Source organism: Vibrio sp. zbq_1 (assembly GCF_043102935.1).
Classification (GTDB): Bacteria; Pseudomonadota; Gammaproteobacteria; order Enterobacterales; family Vibrionaceae; genus Vibrio; species Vibrio parahaemolyticus.
In genome coordinates this window covers 218,184-235,870 of the sequence record NZ_JBICJH010000032.1, presented here as the reverse complement: position 1 = coordinate 235,870, position 17,687 = coordinate 218,184, and the positions used below count along the sequence as shown (strand labels likewise).

The window sequence follows — 17,687 nt, the reverse complement described above, 5'->3', positions numbered from 1 at the left end:
GTTAAATCAATTTACCGAGCGGCTTGATGCCGCTCGGAATGTTTTGCAAATTCCTATTTCATTTCCATATTCAAGTTGATTTATGTTCAAAGAGAACGCAAAGAAAGTCGAAACCATCATTAAAACCAGTGAAGAGCCTCAGTCTTCACGCTTAAATGGCTTCCAACGCTTAAAAGAGTGCTGCTTTATCGTTGGCGTTCTTAGCTCGGTATTGCTCGCTGTAGCACTATTTACCTTTAGTCCAGCTGATCCATCTTGGTCCCAAACTGCATGGGGTGGGGAGATCGATAACGCTGGTGGCCTGTTTGGCGCATGGCTTGCCGACACTCTATTTTTCACTTTTGGCTCTCTCGCCTATCCGATTCCTTTCCTACTGGCTGCGGCTGCGTGGGTGATTTGTCGTAAGCGAGGGGAAGATGAGCCAATTGATTTTATGCTGTGGGGAACCCGTTTACTGGGCCTAACCGTTCTTATCATGACCAGTTGCGGCCTTGCCGATATTAACTTCGATGATATTTGGTACTTCTCATCGGGCGGTGTAGTAGGCGATGTTCTATCAAGCCTTGCTTTGCCGACGTTGAATGTACTGGGTACAACACTCGTCCTTCTATTTCTGTGGGGGGCTGGCTTTACTCTGTTTACGGGGATTTCTTGGCTGAACATCGTCGAATGGCTTGGTGATCGCTCGTTAGCGGTATTGGCTGCCATCGCGAATAAGTTCAGAGGTTCAGAACAAGAGACGCTAGAGCCTCAGCTTGATGAGTTTGTTGAGGATAAAGTATCAACAAAACACGTTGAAGACGATCAACAAGACGACGAGACGCTTCCTCACTTAACGGCTTACGAAGTTGAAGAACCAAAAGAGAAAGCGGCAGTACACGAATATCCTATATATATGCCGCAAGCCAAATCAGAAACGCCTGCGGTAAAACCGACGCCAGAGCCCCAACCTCAACGAGTTGCGGCAGTAAATGCGACGCCAACGTATGTTGAACCAGAACCACAACTTAAAGCGGTCAGCACAGATAACGTGGACCCAATGGTTGAGCGTACCAAGCAGCTGAATGTAACCATCGAAGAGTTGGAAGCTGCAGCGCAGCAAGCAGATGATTGGGTGTCAGAAGAACAAACAAGCCAATCTTATGCGGATACAAACGCAGTCTATCAAGAGCAGGTGCAAGCCAAGCATGAAGAGGTTGTTGAACACGATACGCCTCAACGTGAATCAAACTATGCAGAATATGCACAGTTTGCTGCTCAGCAAGAACAGCAACGCCATGTGGAACCAACGCCACACGAAGAGCCTGTTATTGACACTCGTGCGCTTGATGACATTACCGACCACGCTGAGCCAAGTGAACATATTGAACCAACCATCTCTGATTTTGATGTAGTAGATGAAGAGGATGCATATGTTGCTCCTCAACCTCAGTCGCGTTCACCAGAGCCTCAACCTATCGTTCAACCACAATCGGTTTCTCAAATTCAACCAGAACAGACACCTGAGCCGAGTGTAGTGTTTGAACCAGCGCCACAAGAAGTTGAGGTTGAGGAAGTGCAAGATGGCGATCAAGATGTCGCCGCATTCCAAAGCATGGTATCCAGCGCGCAAGCAAAAGTTGCCGCGACGCAAAACCCATTCTTGATGAAGCAAGAACAGAATTTACCAGTGCCAGAAGAGCCGCTGCCAACACTTGAATTGCTTTACCATCCGGAAAAACGTGAAAACTTCATCGATCGTGAAGCGCTTGAGCAAGTCGCGCGTTTAGTCGAAAGCAAGCTTGCAGACTACAAAATTAAAGCTGACGTAGTCGGCATTTACCCAGGCCCAGTCATCACTCGATTCGAGCTCGATTTGGCGCCAGGTGTGAAAGTAAGTCGAATTTCTGGTCTGTCTATGGACTTGGCGCGTGCTCTATCTGCGATGGCGGTACGTGTTGTAGAGGTGATTCCAGGCAAACCTTATGTCGGTCTTGAGTTGCCAAACATGAGTCGTCAGACGGTTTATCTATCAGACGTCATCAGCAGCCCTCAATTTGAGCAAGCTAAATCGCCAACGACGGTGGTACTTGGTCAAGATATCGCGGGTGAAGCTGTCATTGCTGACATCGCTAAAATGCCTCACGTACTTGTTGCGGGTACGACAGGTTCAGGTAAGTCGGTCGGTGTAAACGTCATGATCTTGAGTATGCTCTACAAAGCTTCTCCAGAAGATCTACGCTTCATTATGATCGACCCGAAAATGTTGGAGCTTTCTATTTACGAAGGTATCCCTCATCTTCTTGCCGAAGTTGTTACTGATATGAAAGACGCATCCAATGCTCTACGTTGGTGTGTGGGTGAAATGGAACGCCGTTACAAACTGATGTCGGCACTGGGTGTGCGTAACGTGAAAGGCTTTAACGAGAAGTTGAAGATGGCAGCAGAAGCCGGCCACCCAATTCACGATCCATTCTGGCAAGAAGGCGACAGTATGGATACAGAACCGCCGTTGCTTGAGAAATTGCCATACATCGTCGTTGTTGTTGACGAATTTGCCGACCTTATGATGGTTGTGGGTAAAAAGGTTGAAGAACTGATTGCTCGTTTGGCTCAGAAAGCGCGTGCGGCTGGTATTCACTTGATTCTTGCAACTCAGCGTCCATCGGTTGACGTTATTACAGGTCTGATTAAAGCAAACATTCCAACACGCGTGGCGTTTACTGTATCAACGAAGACGGACTCGCGTACTATCCTTGACCAAGGCGGCGCGGAATCGCTACTTGGTATGGGTGACATGCTGTACTTGCCTCCAGGTTCTAGCCATACGATTCGTGTTCACGGCGCATTTGCGTCGGATGATGATGTACATGCTGTGGTGAACAACTGGAAGGCGCGAGGTAAGCCAAACTACATCGATGAAATCATCAGTGGTGACCAAGGCCCAGAAAGTTTGCTTCCGGGCGAACAAATGGAATCAGATGAAGAGATGGATCCATTGTTTGATCAGGTGGTTGAGCACGTGGTTCAGTCGCGCCGTGGTTCGGTTTCTGGCGTGCAGCGTCGATTCAAAATCGGTTATAACCGTGCCGCACGAATTGTCGAGCAGCTTGAGGCTCAAGGCATTGTGAGTGCGCCGGGTCACAATGGTAACCGTGAAGTCTTGGCTCCTGCGCCACCAAAAGATTAATGAACTTGTTTTACTCACCTTAGTCCAACTGAGGTGAGTAACTTTAGGTCTTTGACCCTCTGATAGGTATCTGAATGAAAAAACGATTTTCAGCGAAACTTTTCTCAGCGCTAGTTTTAAGCATTTCTTTCTTCTCTGCTGCAAATGCAGCCTCTCCAAAAGATGAGCTGAACAAACGCCTCGCGATGAATGAGGGCTTCAGTGCCGATTTCTCTCAGCAAGTGATCAGCCCAGAAGGGGAAACGGTCATGGAAGGGGAAGGAACGGTTGAAATCGCTCGTCCAAGCCTGTTCCGTTGGAGCACGACATTCCCAGATGAGAACTTGTTGGTTTCAGACGGTAAAACTTTGTGGTACTACAGCCCGTTTATTGAGCAAGTTAGCATTTACTGGCAAGAGCAAGCGACCGAGCAAACACCATTTGTGCTCTTAACTCGCAACAGAGCAAGTGATTGGGATAATTATAAGATCTTCCAGAAAGGGAATGAATTTACGCTTATCCCAACCGCAGTAGACTCTACTCAAGGTCAGTTCCAGATCAATATTGATGCGAAAGGCGTAGTGAAAGGCTTTAACGTCATCGAGCAAGATGGTCAGAAAGGGCTCTTTACATTCAGTAATGTTAAGCTTGGCAAACCAAAAGCAGACAGATTTACGTTCACAGTTCCAAAAGGCGTGGAAGTGGACGATCAAAGGAATTAATAGGTAGTGAGTAATTACACATTAGATTTCTCGGGGGACGAAGATTTTCGTCCCCTTGCTGCTCGTATGAGACCGCAAACTATTGAGCAGTACATCGGTCAGCAACACATTCTTGGCCCGGGTAAACCCCTGCGTCGCGCGTTAGAGGCTGGCCATGTCCACTCAATGATCCTTTGGGGGCCTCCTGGTACAGGTAAAACCACGTTAGCGGAAGTCGCTGCTAATTACGCCAATGCGGAAGTTGAATGCGTGTCTGCGGTGACGTCCGGTGTGAAAGAGATTCGTGCTGCAATCGAAAAAGCGCGCGAGAACAAAATGGCGGGTCGCCGCACCATCTTGTTTGTGGATGAGGTTCATCGCTTCAACAAATCGCAACAAGATGCTTTCTTACCACATATTGAAGATGGAACCGTCACGTTTATTGGCGCAACGACAGAGAACCCATCTTTCGAACTGAACAACGCATTGTTGTCTCGTGCTCGAGTCTACAAGCTGACTTCACTGGATAAAGAAGAGATCTCACTCGCACTAAATCAAGCGATTAACGACAAAGAACGAGGCCTGGGCGATACGCCAGCGAACTTTGCTGATAATGTGTTAGACCGTCTAGCCGAGTTGGTGAACGGCGATGCTCGCATGTCGCTTAACTACCTTGAACTTCTCTACGATATGGCAGAGGACAATGCGCAGGGTGAAAAAGAGATAACACTCAAACTGCTTGCTGAAGTAGCCGGGGAGAAAGTCTCTCGCTTCGATAATAAAGGCGACATTTGGTACGATTTGATCTCCGCTGTGCACAAATCTATTCGTGGATCAAACCCAGATGCCGCTTTGTATTGGGCTGCTCGTATGATAGCTGCAGGTTGTGACCCACTTTACATTGCCCGCCGATTACTTGCGATAGCATCGGAAGATGTCGGCAATGCGGACCCTAGAGCCATGCAAGTTGCACTCTCCGCGTGGGACTGTTTTACACGCGTTGGTCCAGCAGAGGGTGAGCGTGCGATTGCTCAAGCAATTGTTTATCTCGCGTGCGCTCCAAAGAGTAATGCCGTTTATGTTGCTTGGAAACAAGCGCTCACTGACGCACATAACTTGCCTGAATATGAAGTGCCGCATCACTTGCGTAATGCACCCACCAGTCTGATGAAAGACATGGGCTATGGCGCAGAATATCGATATGCTCACGACGAGCCGGGTGCTTATGCTGCGGGTGAGCAATATTTGCCACCAGAAATGGCAGATCGTAAGTACTATCAGCCGACAAATCGCGGCCTAGAAACCAAAATCGGCGAAAAGTTAGATTACTTGGCTAAATTAGACGCAAATAGCCAACAAAAGCGCTATGAAAAGTAGGCGTTTTTGGATACATTTGTTCAGTAAATTTTTTTAACGCGTACGCTTGGAAAGTGCGCGTGATTTCACAACAAAAAGCATAGGATTAACAATGCTGGATTCTAAATTACTTCGTACAGAGCTGGATGAAACAGCTGCTAAACTGGCGCGTCGTGGCTTTAAGCTAGACGTAGAGACTATTCGTAAACTTGAAGAACAACGTAAGTCCATTCAAGTAGAAGTAGAAAATTTACAATCCACGCGTAACTCCATCTCCAAGCAAATTGGCCAAAAAATGGCGGCTGGCGACAAAGAAGGCGCAGAAGAGATCAAGAAACAAATCGGTACTCTAGGTAGCGATCTTGACGCGAAGAAAGTTGAACTTGAGCAAGTAATGGCTCAACTAGACGAATTCACGCTTTCTGTACCAAACATCCCAGCAGATGAAGTGCCAGATGGCAAAGACGAAAATGACAACGTTGAAATCTCTCGTTGGGGTGAGCCTAAGACTTACGACTTCGATTTGAAAGACCACGTTGACCTAGGCGAAATGGGTGGCGGTCTAGACTTCGCAAGTGCAGTTAAGATCACTGGCGCACGTTTCATCGTGATGAAAGGTCAATTCGCTCGTCTACACCGTGCAATTGCTCAGTTCATGCTAGATCTTCATACAGAAGAACATGGCTACACAGAAATGTACGTACCTTACCTAGTGAACTCTGACAGCCTATTCGGTACTGGTCAGCTTCCTAAGTTCGGTAAAGATCTTTTCCACACTGAGCCTCTAGCGGAAAAAGTAAACGACGAAGAGCCACGTAAACTGTCTCTAATCCCTACAGCAGAAGTACCAGTAACGAACCTAGTTCGTGACACTATCACCGACGAAGCGGATCTACCTATCAAGATGACAGCACACACGCCATGTTTCCGTTCAGAAGCGGGTTCATACGGTCGTGATACTCGTGGTCTGATTCGTATGCACCAGTTCGACAAAGTTGAGCTAGTACAAATCACGAAGCCAGAAGATTCAATGAACGCGCTAGAAGAGCTAACAGGTCACGCTGAGAAAGTTCTACAACTTCTTGAACTTCCTTACCGTAAAGTCGTTCTATGTACTGGCGACATGGGCTTCGGCGCTCGTAAAACTTACGACCTAGAAGTTTGGGTTCCTGCTCAAGAAACTTACCGTGAAATCTCTTCATGCTCTAACATGTGGGACTTCCAAGCTCGTCGTATGCAAGCGCGTTTCCGTCGTAAAGGTGAGAAGAAACCTGAGCTTGTACACACGCTAAACGGTTCTGGTCTAGCAGTTGGTCGTACCATGGTTGCTATCCTAGAAAACAACCAAGAAGCAGACGGTCGCATTGCAATCCCTGCAGTACTTCAGAAGTACATGGGCGGCGCAACGCACATCGGTTAATTCATTAGCCACTAGAACACCAAAACCCAGCCTCAGCGCTGGGTTTTTTGTTATCTGTGTCGAGTGAAAATACGTTGTTATGTAGATAGCGCACGCAATAGTGAAGAGCTCGCCCAGAATTTGACAGGATGTGATAAATGATATTTTCTAAGCGGTTTTAAAATGACAAGCTAACGGCCTTATTTGTCCTTGTTGTTAAACGTTATGCCATTAAATCATCTTTCTTTGCTTGTTATTTTTCCTCTTACCTTGCTCGTTAGCGAGAGTGTTATCGCAAGTAGACTTATCCAGCCTCAATATCTAGATAGTGAGCGAACCGACCTCTTTTTCGCACGCGAAATAGCGCAGCCTTCCCAAGAAAATATAGATATGCGCAATTCATTCGACTGGGGATATGAGCTTGAGTTGAGTCGTACATCTGGCGAAACAAAATCGGTATCTAATTGCAAAGACCTGACTACAGCAAACTTAGCGGGTTTTACTGCGGCCAAAGCCTATGAATACGGCGCGTTTAAAGCGTATTTAATGCAGTGTCAAACATGGAGTGAGATGGCAAAGTTAGCTGCCTCTAAGCGCTCATTTATATCGAAATTGAAGTTAGACGATAACTTTCCTAAATTCGCTCCAAGTGCACTTGCTTTTGTTATATCTGACGAAAGTGAGGAGAAAGTAAAGACACTACCAACGTGGGATGAAGCAGACCATATCCAAAGTACTCGAGTCGTCAGTGAAGTGAGAGCAGAGTACTTCGACGCGACCGGTGGTTTTCAAGTCATCACGGTTGTAGCAAAAGGTGATTACAACGCTGACGGCATCGAGGATATCGTTATTGAGAAAGAAAATAGTGTACTCAGTGGCTCGTATTCTTCTTCACACGGATATGTATTAACTCGCATGTCTGAGCAAGCTTCATTTACTGTGCTGGCTGAATGGTAATGAAACTCATGGCGGTTATTTGGTTCTTAGCTGTTGCCATGGTGAGCACGTTTGCTCTCGCAGACACTCCGCCTAGAAAAGTCTTTGAATGCACGGTAAGCCAAACTACGAAGCTTAGTATATCGATAGACCAAGATAAGGAAGGGCTTCACTTTAAAGAGTTTATTGCCAATCGAAGTCAGCTTTCCCAATGTATAAGACCTCAAGATTATCACGTTAGACACTATCACCGAGCGTTAGTGGATGAAAAGTCACTGGAATTTAGTATTGGTGAACGTGTCATATTAGTCAGTGAGTACTTTAGCGAGGAGTTTAATGAGGTACAGAGAACACTCAGTGTTACTTTTAGGCAGTCAGGGAAAACAGAGTATTTTGAGTGTGAAGAAGGGAGTATTAGTAACCTTGCATTGCTTTTCAAAGAGAGCACAGAGTAGTTGAATGCATAATTATTACCAGGGTGTAATAGTGTTTTCTAATTCACCCTAGTTATCTTGTTATTTGTAATCGATATAATCATCCCCCTTACCACGGTAAGTAGATTTTCTCATTCAAGTAACGAGGAGGGCTTATGGCCGTAGGGTGGGCAAGTGACGATAGCGTTAGCCAACAAATTCAAAATACCATCGACGACGAGATTTCCCGTGTTCGTGGCAATATTAAAGGGGGCGAAAGTGCTCACTATTGTGATGAATGTGGAGACGAGATACCTGAAGCGCGTCGAGTTGCAATGAAAGGTGTTCGTCTTTGTATCGAATGTCAGTCAACAATCGAATTGGTGTCTCAACGCCAAGCATTATTTAATCGACGAGCGAGTAAAGACAGTCAACTTCGATAGCTTTGCTGTTCTTGTAAATAAAGAGACGGTTTGAGTCTCATACTCAAACCGTTTTCGTGTTGAGTTGAACTATGAAGCGAAGCAGTCTTTACGTTGCAACGCTGCATCAATCGCATTAATTAACTTTTCAATATCTTCTGGTTTGCTGATGAATGGCGGCATCATATAAATCAGTTTGCCAAATGGACGAATCCAAACACCGTGCTCAACAAACAGTGCTTGGATGGTTTCCATATTCACTGGGCGATGCGTTTCTACGACGCCAATGGCACCCAACCAACGGGTGTTTTTCACCAAGTCGTATTCTTCAAGTTTTGGCAGTAATTCAGAAAACAGCATTTCGATTTGCTGGGTTTGCTGCTGCCAGTCACCTTGTTCGATCAATTCTAAACTCGCCGCTGCTACAGCGCAGGCGAGGGGATTACCCATAAAGGTTGGTCCGTGCATGAAACAACCTGCGTCACCACCACAAACCGTGTCAGCGACATGTTTACTCGCCAGCGTCGCTGAAAGGGTCATGTAGCCGCCAGTGAGTGCTTTGCCGACGCACAGAATGTCTGGTTGAACATCTGCATGTTCACAGGCAAACAATTTGCCTGTGCGTCCAAACCCTGTTGCGATTTCATCCGCAATCAATAACAAGTCATATTTATCACAAAGCCTACGCACGCCTTTGAGAAATTCTGGATGGTAGATACGCATGCCGCCCGCACCTTGAACGATAGGCTCTAGGATCACCGCTGCAAGCTCTTGATGGTGCGAGTCAATCTTGTCTTCAAAGTCAGCAAGGTCTTCTGGCTTCCACTCATCCCAATAACCACAAGTTGGTGACTGGGCAAAGATATGCTCAGGTAAAAAGCCTTTGTAGAGAGAGTGCATTGAGTTGTCAGGATCGGTAACCGACATCGCCGCAAACGTATCGCCGTGATAACCGTGTCGCAAAGTAAGAAACTTCGGTCGGCGTTCGCCCTTCGCATGCCAATATTGCAGAGCCATTTTTAAGCTTACTTCTACGGCAACGGAACCTGAATCGGCAAGGAATACATGTTCAAGGTTATTTGGTGCGAGGGACAGCAACTTCTTACACAAACTGATTGCAGGCTGGTGGGTAATCCCGCCAAACATGACATGTGACACTTGATCGATTTGCTGGTGCGCCGCTTGATTTAGGTGGGGATGGTTATAGCCGTGGATAGTCGACCACCAAGAAGACATGCCATCGACAAGCTCTGCCCCATCTTCCAATTTAATGTGTACACCATTTGCTGAGGACACTGGGTAGCAGGTCAGAGGTGTCAACGTTGAAGTGTAAGGATGCCAGATGTGATGGCGGTCGAAGGCGAGATCCATGTTCTATTCCAATAGCTGTTGAGATTAAAAAATAAACCAATGTAAACTTTGTTATTTCCTGTTGTGTTGACAGTTTATCGAGACTAAGTAGACTGTCAACACAACAAAAAAGTGATTAAAGGAATACACGTGGAAGTTCGTCATAACTGGACGCATGCTGAAGTGCGCGATCTCATGGAAAAGCCATTCATGGATCTCCTATTTGAAGCGCAGCTTGTTCATCGTCAATACCAACAAACCAACCATGTTCAAGTAAGCACGCTTCTGTCGATTAAGACGGGTGCTTGTCCAGAAGATTGTAAGTACTGTCCTCAGAGCGCTCGTTACACCACAGACATCGAAAAAGAGCGTCTGATGGAAGTCGAACGTGTACTCGACGCTGCTCAAAAAGCGAAAAATGCAGGTTCGACGCGATTCTGTATGGGCGCAGCGTGGAAGAACCCGAAAGAGCGCGACATGCCGCATTTGACCGATATGATCAAAGGCGTAAAAGACATGGGTTTGGAAACGTGTATGACGTTAGGTATGTTAACGCCAGAGCAGGCAAAGCAGCTGGCAAACGCGGGTCTGGATTACTATAACCACAACCTAGATACGTCGCCTGAGTTCTACGGCAACATCATTACCACTCGTACTTACCAAGACCGTTTGGATACGCTGTCTCACGTTCGTGATGCTGGTATGAAGATTTGTTCTGGCGGTATCATCGGCATGGGTGAAAGTGCCAACGATCGTGCAGGTTTGCTGGTTGAATTGGCGAACCTTCCTACACACCCTGAGAGCGTACCAATCAATATGCTGGTAAAAGTGAAGGGCACACCGCTGGAGACTGTGGACGATGTTGAGCCATTCGACTTTATCCGCCTGATTGCAATCGCACGAATCATGATGCCTCAATCAGCCGTTCGTTTATCTGCTGGCCGTGAAAATATGAACGAACAAATGCAAGCGCTGTGTTTTATGGCGGGTGCAAACTCCGTCTTCTATGGCTGCAAGCTTCTGACCACGCCAAACCCTTCAGAAGACAAAGACATGATGCTGTTCAACAAGCTCGGCATTAACAGCCAAGAGGTGTCTCAAAAACCTGATGAAATCGAAGAAAACGAGTTACTCGATCGCGTCGTAGAGCGCGTTGCTGCCCGTCCGACAAAAGACGACCTTTTCTACGATGCCAGCGTTTAAATCTCGTATCGAGTCCGCCCTTGCTGAGCGTAAAGCGCAAGGGTTGAATCGTTCAATGAATGTGGTATTCGCCGGAAACCAATCGATTTTAGAACATGAAGGCAGACGCTACATCAACTTCTCAAGCAATGATTATTTGGGCTTAGCCAATGACCAAGCGCTTGTACGTGCTTGGCAGCAAGGTCTGAGCGTTTATGGCAGTGGCAGTGGGGCATCACCCATGGTCACTGGCTTCAGTGCTGCGCACAGCAACTTAGAAGCGGCGTTAACTGAATGGTTGGGCTTCGAGAGGGCGATATTATTTGGCTCTGGTTTCAGTGCTAATCAAGCGTTGCTTTTTACTCTGCTAGAAAAATCAGACGTATTGATTCAAGACCGATTAAACCACGCATCTTTGATGGAAGCCGGCGCACTGTCAACGGCGAAAATGAAGCGTTTTAAGCACAATGACATTAAGCATTTAGAAACGCTGTTTACTAACGAAGGCAATCATCTGGTCGTGACTGAAGGTGTCTTCAGTATGGACGGCGATTGCGCGCCGTTGAAAGACATTGCGGAAGTAGCTCGCTTACGTAATGCATGGTTAGCAGTGGATGACGCTCATGGTATTGGCGTGCTCGGCGAAGCGGGTGGAGGCTCTTGTGAACTTGCTAATGTCAAACCAGAGATTTTGGTCGTGACCTTCGGTAAAGCGTTTGGCATGTCCGGCGCGGCGATTTTGTGTGATCAAGCAACGGGTGACTTTTTGACCCAGTTTGCTCGTCACCATGTGTATTCAACAGCAATGCCACCTGCGCAGGCCTATGCGTTGACACATGCGGTTTCTATGATTCAAGAGCAGTCTTGGCGACGCGAAAAGCTGGTGGAGCTAAATGAGGTTTATCAAACGAATCTAAGCGATCTGGATGGCTTTGTTGAAACAGATACCCCGATCAAGCCATTTGTGATTGGCGAATCAGAACTTGCTTTGCAGGTTGCGAACGCTTGTCGACAAAATGGCATATGGGTCACCGCGATTCGTCCACCAACCGTTCCGAAAGGTACCTCACGCCTTCGTATCACGCTCACTGCGAACCATAGTACAGAACAAGTTAAAACGCTTTCAATCGCATTGAAACAAGCATTAGGAGCGCTGTAATGGATAATGCCGAAAACATGGTGTTGGACAACGTACATCAAGACAAAGAGGCGATTGCTTCGTCTTTTGGCAAAGCGGCTGACACCTATGACAAACATGCGGCATTTCAACGAGATGTTGGCCATCGTTTGTTGGAAAAGCTCCCAAGCGATCTTACCAACAAGCGCGTTTTGGACTTGGGGTGTGGAACCGGATATTTTTCTCAGCTATTGCTAGAGCGAGGCGCACGCGTTGTTTGTGCCGATCTTTCGCAAGGAATGTTGGACAAAGCGCGCGAGCGTTGTGGTGAGCATAATGTTCGTTATGTGGTAGCAGACGCGGAAAGCTTGCCATTCGAGGACGCTAGTTTTGACTATGTGTTTTCAAGTCTCGCGCTACAGTGGTGTGTCGAGTTAAGTTATCCATTGAGAGAAATTCGCCGAATATTAACTGCTAATGGGAAAGGGTGCTTCTCAACACTTGTTGATGGCTCGCTACGCGAACTGCGTGATTCGTGGGCAAAAATTGACACATATCAACACGTGAATAACTTTATTACTCTCAATCAGGTAAAAATTGCGTTAGCGCAATCTCGATGCCATAACCATCATCTAGACTCGACCACCATCACAGTTTGGTACGACTCAGCATTTTCTGTTATGCGTGATCTCAAAGGTATTGGTGCAAATCACGTAAGCGGGCGCTCACATGGTCTAACAAGTCGTCGTACTTTGTTGCAAGTCGAGCGCGCGTACCAAGCATTCAAAAACGATCAAGGTCTTCTACCTGCAACTTATCAGGTTTGTTTTGGAGTCATACATTTATGATTGATGCATTTTTTATTGCTGGTACGGATACTGATGTAGGCAAAACGGTGGCGTCGAAAGCCGTCTTGCAAGCACTCGCAGCAAAAGGACTAAATACCATTGGCTACAAACCAGTGGCTGCAGGAAGCGAAAAAACAGAGCAAGGTTGGCGCAATTCAGATGCTCTGCACTTGCAAAAAGCCGCAACCTTAGAAGTGGCTTATGAAGATGTGAACCCATACGCTTTGGAATTACCAGCTTCTCCTCACATCGCAGCCAAGCACGAGCAGGTTGAAATCGAATACGATTTGCTGAGTGAAAAGCTCGCTCAACATAAAGAGCAAGCCGATGTTGTATTGGTAGAAGGTGCTGGTGGTTGGCGTGTTCCTGTGTCAGACACAGACAGCTTGTCTACTTGGGTACAGCAAGAGCAGCTACCAGTGGTACTTGTCGTGGGTATTAAACTGGGTTGTTTGAGCCACGCTTTATTAACGGCGGAAATCATCAAAGCAGATGGTCTAAACTTAGTGGGTTGGATTGCGAACCGAGTTAACCCAGGCACAGAGCATTACGCGGACATTATTGAAATGCTTGAATCGCGCATCGATGCACCGAAGTTAGGCGAGATCCCTTACATTCCAAGTGCGAAGCGCAAAGAGTTGGGTAAATACATTAACGTTGAGCCATTACTGAACATCGATTAAGAGCATTTCTTGTAAACATACTCAAAACCAAAGGGCTGCAATTTGCAGCCCTTTCTATTGGTGTAGCTTAATAAGATTACTGCTACTTTTCTTGGCTAAGTCCCATCAGCGCTTGCTGTGTCTCAGCAACACGTTTAGACAAGTGATGATCGGTTGAAATACCGAGTTGCTGTTTGGCCTCATCCTCTGAGATCCCTAGGTGACAACGTAGTAAATCGATAGCCATTTGATAGTCGTTAGTTTCTACCATGATATTTCCCTCAAGACATGGAAGTTTCGAGCTTCAATAACGCTCTTAGAGCGTGCTCTGTTTTGTTCATCTCGCTTGAATCTAGCATGTTCATTTGTCATCACAATAAGACCAAAGTCTATACTTAGCCTAAGGTGCTGTTTTTAGGTTGGTAACTTGTTTATGATTTTTCAGTCTCGAAAACAAATGTTGCAATTTATTGCTTAACCTTGTTTTTATCGCGGATAGACTATATCTATAACGCAACGGAGCACGAAACTAAGTGGAATCGGCTTTTATAGCGTTTGATTTCCCTTGAAAGATGTTCCATATAACAATCCGTTTTAAAAAAACGATAAGCTTCCTCGGAGAAAAGTAATGAAGCGAATTATGTTATTCCTAGCAACTAACCTAGCTGTTGTGCTGGTTCTTAGTGTTGTTCTGAATATTGTTTACGCGACCACTGGAATGCAACCAGGCAGTCTGTCTGGTTTACTTGTCATGGCAGCCGTATTTGGCTTTGGTGGCGCATTGATTTCGTTGATGATGTCAAAGGGCATGGCACTACGCTCAGTTGGCGGCATGGTGATTGAAAGCCCACGTAACGAAACAGAGCATTGGTTGCTTGAGACGGTAGGCCGTCAAGCGCAACAAGCGGGCATTGGTATGCCAACAGTAGCGATTTATGATTCTGCAGACATCAACGCATTCGCGACAGGGGCTAAGCGTGATGATTCACTGGTTGCTGTATCGACTGGTCTTCTACACAACATGACGCGTGATGAAGCTGAAGCTGTTCTGGCGCACGAAGTGAGCCACATTGCGAATGGTGACATGGTCACGATGACGCTAATGCAAGGTGTTGTGAACACGTTTGTTATCTTCCTATCGCGTTTTATCGCCAATATCGTGGCATCGAACGACGATGAAGAAGGACAAGGCACGAACATGATGGTGTACTTTGGTGTGTCTATGGTGTTGGAACTTGTCTTTGGTTTCTTAGCAAGCTTCATCACTATGTGGTACAGCCGTCACCGTGAATTCCATGCCGATGCAGGTGCAGCGCGTTTAGTAGGTAAAGAGAAAATGATTGCTGCTCTTGAGCGTTTGAAGATGAGCCAAGAATCGAAACTCGATGGCACAATGATGGCGTTCGGTATCAACGGTAAGCAGTCTCTAACAGAGCTACTGATGAGCCACCCACCACTAGATAAACGTATTGCGGCGCTACGTAACCAGTAATACGACTTACATAGTTTTTTGAAAAGGCTTGGTTTTTACCAAGCCTTTTTTTTGCCTGATGATCGCTCACCAATTTGATTACGTACTACTTTCTAAAAATCAAAGCGCAGAAACAAAGTTATACAAGTTTTTTTTTGTAGAACTTTTTCTAATTGTTCTATCTTGTACATATAATATTTTTGTACAACCATCAGTGACGTTTGGGAGCGAAAGAATGGACATACAGTCGGTTGGAGACATTTACCAGAAGCTTAACAAAGCGAACCTGCATCTTCTGAAAAACGTTTATCACCAAGATGTGGTGTTTGAAGATTCGGCTCATCGCTTAGAAGGACTGCCTGCTCTTTCAGATTATTTCCAGTCATTGTACGCGAATGTGATTCGCTGTGAATTCATCATCCATGATCATCAGCAGGTTGGGGACACGGGTTTCCTGACTTGGACTATGGATCTTCAACATCCGAAATTACACAAAGGGGCTCCAATCGCTGTGAGCGGCGTTTCCCACATGAAGTTCTCCGATGGCCAAGTCATATATCACCGAGATTACTTTGATTTGGGTGAAATGCTTTATGAGCATTTGCCTTTGCTTGGCTCTGTCATCAAAACCATTAAGCAAAGGTTGGGGCGATGAGTAGTGTCGTTTTAATTACGGGGGCGACCTCCGGGATAGGTAAACAGCTGGCTGTCGATTTTGCTGAGTCTGGTTGGCGTGTGATCGCATGTGGACGCAATGAAGCTGTACTTGCTGAGCTAGCGGCAACATCTTCATCTATTGAAACGCTGAAGTTTGATGTAACCGATTATGAGGAGACGAAGCGAGTGCTGTCTTCGCTTAAGACGATTCCAGATACATGGATCCTTAACGCGGGTGATTGTGAATACATGGATGATGGCATTGTAGATGCGCAACTTATGGCGCGCGTGATGAATGTTAATGTCGTAGGTGTAGCTAACTGTATAGAAGCTTGCCAACCGTATTTTCAGCGAGGGCACCGCGTTGTCATTGTTGGCTCCATTGCCTCCGAAGTCGCGCTGCCAAGAGCGGAAGCGTACGGCGCCTCAAAAGCGGCAGTGAGCTACTTTGCGCGCACGCTCGCAGTGGATCTTAAGAAGAAAGGCATCAAAGTGATTACTGTGTTTCCTGGGTTTGTTGAAACGCCCCTAACGGATAAAAACACCTTTGAGATGCCTATGATCATTTCAACTAAGCAAGCGTCTCAATTATTGAGAAAGCAGCTAGCGGCGAATAAAAGCCACATTTATTTTCCGGCGAGATTCACAGGCATTCTCCGCTTTATCTCGTTGCTTCCATACAGTTGGCAAGCAAGGCTGACGGCTAAACTCGTATCTTAAAAGGAAGAAGCATGAAAATCGCTATTGTAGGCACTGGAATTTCTGGACTGACATGTGGGTACTATCTGCACCAACAACACGATATCACTTTGTTCGAAGCCAACGATTATATTGGTGGCCATACGGCGACGGTTGATGTACGTGTCGGGAATGAGGATTATGCGATTGATACAGGGTTCATTGTATACAACGACCGTACATATCCAAATTTTATCAAAATGATGAACGAAATTGGCGTGGAAGGTATTCCGACGCAAATGAGCTTCAGCGTGAGAAACGATGGCAACGGTTTGGAATATAATGGCCACACATTAACAACATTGTTCGCACAAAAGCGAAATTGGCTTAATCCAAAATTCTATCGCTTTATTCTTGAGATTTTACGCTTCAATAAACTAGCAAAAGCGTCTGCTACTGAGCAAATATCGAGTTCTCAATCGCTGGGTGCATTTTTGGATGAGCACCAGTTTAGTGATTTCTTTTCTGACAACTATATTCTGCCAATGGGCGCGGCGATTTGGTCATCTTCCCTCGCTGATATGCGTGCATTTCCATTGATGTTCTTCTTACGCTTTTTCCTCAATCACGGTTTGTTAGACGTGACGAATCGTCCGCAATGGTATGTTATCAAGGGTGGTTCACGTGCTTATATTTCACCTTTAACGCAAGGGTTTGCAGACAAGATTCGACTGAATAGTCCGGTTGAAAAAGTTGTTCGCAGTGAACAAGGCGTAGCGATTTATGCAAATGGACAGTGTGAGTGGTTTGATGAAGTCATTTTTGCTTGTCATAGCGACCAGGCTTTAGCGATGCTCAGTGATGCCTCGTCATGTGAAAACGACATTTTGTCTAATATGGCTTACCAAGCAAATGATGTGGTTCTTCACACTGACACGAGTGTATTACCGAAACGAAAATCTGCATGGGCATCGTGGAACTATTTGCTGGAAGGAGGCGAAGAGGAGCTGCAACGATTGCCGTCCCTGACGTACAACATGAACATTTTGCAGCATATCGACTCTTCTCACACATTCTGCGTCACCTTAAACCGTACTGAAGATATCGACGAGAACAAGATTCTGCGTCAGTTCACCTACCATCACCCTGTCTTTACGACGGAGTCTATCGCTGCCCAGCAACGCAAAGAAGAAATACAAGGAACTCAACATACGTGGTTTTGTGGCGCTTATTGGTACAACGGATTCCATGAAGATGGCGTGCGCAGTGCTTTGGATGTTGTGAAAGGAATTGCCGCTAAACATAACGAGAAAAACGACACACTTTATGAACAAGGTGCTGCGTAAT

At 46.1% G+C, this 17,687-nt stretch carries 17 protein-coding genes; 15 read left to right on the top strand and 2 right to left on the bottom strand.

Annotated features, from left to right (window positions below):
- The first annotated feature begins 82 nt into the window (after window positions 1-82).
- The 7 genes from ACF8CV_RS15235 (at window position 83) to ACF8CV_RS15205 (ending at window position 8,396) form a co-directional block, all read left to right on the top strand.
- Window positions 83-3,169 (top strand): DNA translocase FtsK, encoded by a 3,087-nt coding sequence (locus tag ACF8CV_RS15235; protein WP_138937415.1) that lies wholly within the window; start codon window positions 83-85, stop codon window positions 3,167-3,169.
- Window positions 3,170-3,243: 74 nt separating this feature from the next.
- On the top strand, window positions 3,244-3,870 hold the full coding sequence (gene lolA, locus ACF8CV_RS15230; protein WP_138937416.1) for an outer membrane lipoprotein chaperone LolA: 627 nt from the start codon (window positions 3,244-3,246) through the stop codon (window positions 3,868-3,870).
- Between the two features lie 66 nt (window positions 3,871-3,936).
- Entirely contained in the window at window positions 3,937-5,226 is a 1,290-nt protein-coding gene (locus ACF8CV_RS15225) for a replication-associated recombination protein A (protein WP_275402340.1), read from the top strand.
- Between the two features lie 91 nt (window positions 5,227-5,317).
- On the top strand, window positions 5,318-6,625 hold the full coding sequence (gene serS / locus ACF8CV_RS15220; protein WP_005495761.1) for a serine--tRNA ligase: 1,308 nt from the start codon (window positions 5,318-5,320) through the stop codon (window positions 6,623-6,625).
- 369 nt (window positions 6,626-6,994) lie between these two features.
- A complete protein-coding gene (locus tag ACF8CV_RS15215; RefSeq protein WP_226056634.1) occupies window positions 6,995-7,561 on the top strand; it encodes an ATPase in 567 nt (188 codons plus the stop codon).
- Window positions 7,555-7,995 (top strand): hypothetical protein, encoded by a 441-nt coding sequence (locus ACF8CV_RS15210; RefSeq protein ID WP_025623088.1) that lies wholly within the window; start codon window positions 7,555-7,557, stop codon window positions 7,993-7,995. Before ACF8CV_RS15215 ends, ACF8CV_RS15210 begins: the two co-directional genes overlap by 7 nt.
- A gap of 134 nt (window positions 7,996-8,129) precedes the next feature.
- The gene (locus tag ACF8CV_RS15205; RefSeq protein WP_015296513.1) at window positions 8,130-8,396 is read left to right on the top strand and encodes a DksA/TraR family C4-type zinc finger protein; all 267 of its coding nucleotides are present in this window, start codon (window positions 8,130-8,132) and stop codon (window positions 8,394-8,396) included.
- A gap of 69 nt (window positions 8,397-8,465) precedes the next feature.
- Here ACF8CV_RS15205 and bioA read toward each other — a convergent pair whose 3' ends face one another.
- Complete coding sequence (bioA, locus tag ACF8CV_RS15200; RefSeq protein WP_138937417.1) at window positions 8,466-9,746, bottom strand: adenosylmethionine--8-amino-7-oxononanoate transaminase; 1,281 nt, start codon at window positions 9,744-9,746, stop codon at window positions 8,466-8,468.
- Window positions 9,747-9,875: 129 nt separating this feature from the next.
- Here bioA and bioB point away from each other — a divergent pair, with 129 nt between their 5' ends.
- Genes bioB through bioD form a run of 4 tightly spaced genes read left to right on the top strand, consistent with a single transcriptional unit; the run spans window position 9,876 to window position 13,555 of the window.
- The gene (gene bioB / locus ACF8CV_RS15195; protein ID WP_020903987.1) at window positions 9,876-10,928 is read left to right on the top strand and encodes a biotin synthase BioB; all 1,053 of its coding nucleotides are present in this window, start codon (window positions 9,876-9,878) and stop codon (window positions 10,926-10,928) included.
- Window positions 10,915-12,066 carry an 8-amino-7-oxononanoate synthase gene (gene bioF / locus ACF8CV_RS15190; RefSeq protein ID WP_025499178.1) on the top strand — a complete coding sequence of 384 codons (1,152 nt, stop codon included), beginning with the start codon at window positions 10,915-10,917 and terminating at the stop codon, window positions 12,064-12,066. Before bioB ends, bioF begins: the two co-directional genes overlap by 14 nt.
- The gene (bioC, locus tag ACF8CV_RS15185) at window positions 12,066-12,872 is read left to right on the top strand and encodes a malonyl-ACP O-methyltransferase BioC (protein ID WP_138937418.1); all 807 of its coding nucleotides are present in this window, start codon (window positions 12,066-12,068) and stop codon (window positions 12,870-12,872) included. The genes bioF and bioC overlap by 1 nt, the downstream gene beginning before the upstream one ends.
- On the top strand, window positions 12,869-13,555 hold the full coding sequence (gene bioD, locus ACF8CV_RS15180; RefSeq protein ID WP_005460040.1) for a dethiobiotin synthase: 687 nt from the start codon (window positions 12,869-12,871) through the stop codon (window positions 13,553-13,555). Before bioC ends, bioD begins: the two co-directional genes overlap by 4 nt.
- Before the next feature lie 82 nt (window positions 13,556-13,637).
- Here the strand turns inward: bioD and ACF8CV_RS15175 are convergent, their stop codons facing one another.
- Window positions 13,638-13,805: a hypothetical protein gene (locus ACF8CV_RS15175; RefSeq protein ID WP_005459995.1), complete on the bottom strand. Its 168-nt coding sequence runs from the start codon at window positions 13,803-13,805 to the stop codon at window positions 13,638-13,640.
- Window positions 13,806-14,162: 357 nt separating this feature from the next.
- Here ACF8CV_RS15175 and htpX point away from each other — a divergent pair, with 357 nt between their 5' ends.
- The 4 genes from htpX to ACF8CV_RS15155 all read left to right on the top strand — a co-directional run bounded on the left by htpX (window position 14,163) and on the right by ACF8CV_RS15155 (window position 17,686).
- Window positions 14,163-15,026, top strand: coding sequence for a protease HtpX (gene htpX, locus ACF8CV_RS15170; protein ID WP_005459987.1), 864 nt, complete (start codon window positions 14,163-14,165; stop codon window positions 15,024-15,026).
- A gap of 214 nt (window positions 15,027-15,240) precedes the next feature.
- Window positions 15,241-15,660 carry a nuclear transport factor 2 family protein gene (locus tag ACF8CV_RS15165; protein WP_023624006.1) on the top strand — a complete coding sequence of 140 codons (420 nt, stop codon included), beginning with the start codon at window positions 15,241-15,243 and terminating at the stop codon, window positions 15,658-15,660.
- The gene (locus ACF8CV_RS15160) at window positions 15,657-16,382 is read left to right on the top strand and encodes an SDR family oxidoreductase (RefSeq protein WP_025573698.1); all 726 of its coding nucleotides are present in this window, start codon (window positions 15,657-15,659) and stop codon (window positions 16,380-16,382) included. The genes ACF8CV_RS15165 and ACF8CV_RS15160 overlap by 4 nt, the downstream gene beginning before the upstream one ends.
- Window positions 16,383-16,393: 11 nt before the next feature.
- Entirely contained in the window at window positions 16,394-17,686 is a 1,293-nt protein-coding gene (locus ACF8CV_RS15155) for an NAD(P)/FAD-dependent oxidoreductase (RefSeq protein ID WP_138937419.1), read from the top strand.
- Window position 17,687 lies beyond the last annotated feature (1 nt).

Coding starts and splice junctions, on each gene's coding strand:
- ACF8CV_RS15235 (WP_138937415.1), top strand. CDS start 83: ATGTTCAAAGAGAACGCAAAGAAAGTCGAAACCATCATTAAAACCAGT.
- lolA (WP_138937416.1), top strand. CDS start 3,244: ATGAAAAAACGATTTTCAGCGAAACTTTTCTCAGCGCTAGTTTTAAGC.
- ACF8CV_RS15225 (WP_275402340.1), top strand. CDS start 3,937: ATGAGACCGCAAACTATTGAGCAGTACATCGGTCAGCAACACATTCTT.
- serS (WP_005495761.1), top strand. CDS start 5,318: ATGCTGGATTCTAAATTACTTCGTACAGAGCTGGATGAAACAGCTGCT.
- ACF8CV_RS15215 (WP_226056634.1), top strand. CDS start 6,995: ATGCGCAATTCATTCGACTGGGGATATGAGCTTGAGTTGAGTCGTACA.
- ACF8CV_RS15210 (WP_025623088.1), top strand. CDS start 7,555: ATGGTAATGAAACTCATGGCGGTTATTTGGTTCTTAGCTGTTGCCATG.
- ACF8CV_RS15205 (WP_015296513.1), top strand. CDS start 8,130: ATGGCCGTAGGGTGGGCAAGTGACGATAGCGTTAGCCAACAAATTCAA.
- bioA (WP_138937417.1), bottom strand. CDS start 9,746: ATGGATCTCGCCTTCGACCGCCATCACATCTGGCATCCTTACACTTCA.
- bioF (WP_025499178.1), top strand. CDS start 10,915: ATGCCAGCGTTTAAATCTCGTATCGAGTCCGCCCTTGCTGAGCGTAAA.
- bioC (WP_138937418.1), top strand. CDS start 12,066: ATGGATAATGCCGAAAACATGGTGTTGGACAACGTACATCAAGACAAA.
- bioD (WP_005460040.1), top strand. CDS start 12,869: ATGATTGATGCATTTTTTATTGCTGGTACGGATACTGATGTAGGCAAA.
- ACF8CV_RS15175 (WP_005459995.1), bottom strand. CDS start 13,805: ATGGTAGAAACTAACGACTATCAAATGGCTATCGATTTACTACGTTGT.
- htpX (WP_005459987.1), top strand. CDS start 14,163: ATGAAGCGAATTATGTTATTCCTAGCAACTAACCTAGCTGTTGTGCTG.
- ACF8CV_RS15165 (WP_023624006.1), top strand. CDS start 15,241: ATGGACATACAGTCGGTTGGAGACATTTACCAGAAGCTTAACAAAGCG.
- ACF8CV_RS15160 (WP_025573698.1), top strand. CDS start 15,657: ATGAGTAGTGTCGTTTTAATTACGGGGGCGACCTCCGGGATAGGTAAA.
- ACF8CV_RS15155 (WP_138937419.1), top strand. CDS start 16,394: ATGAAAATCGCTATTGTAGGCACTGGAATTTCTGGACTGACATGTGGG.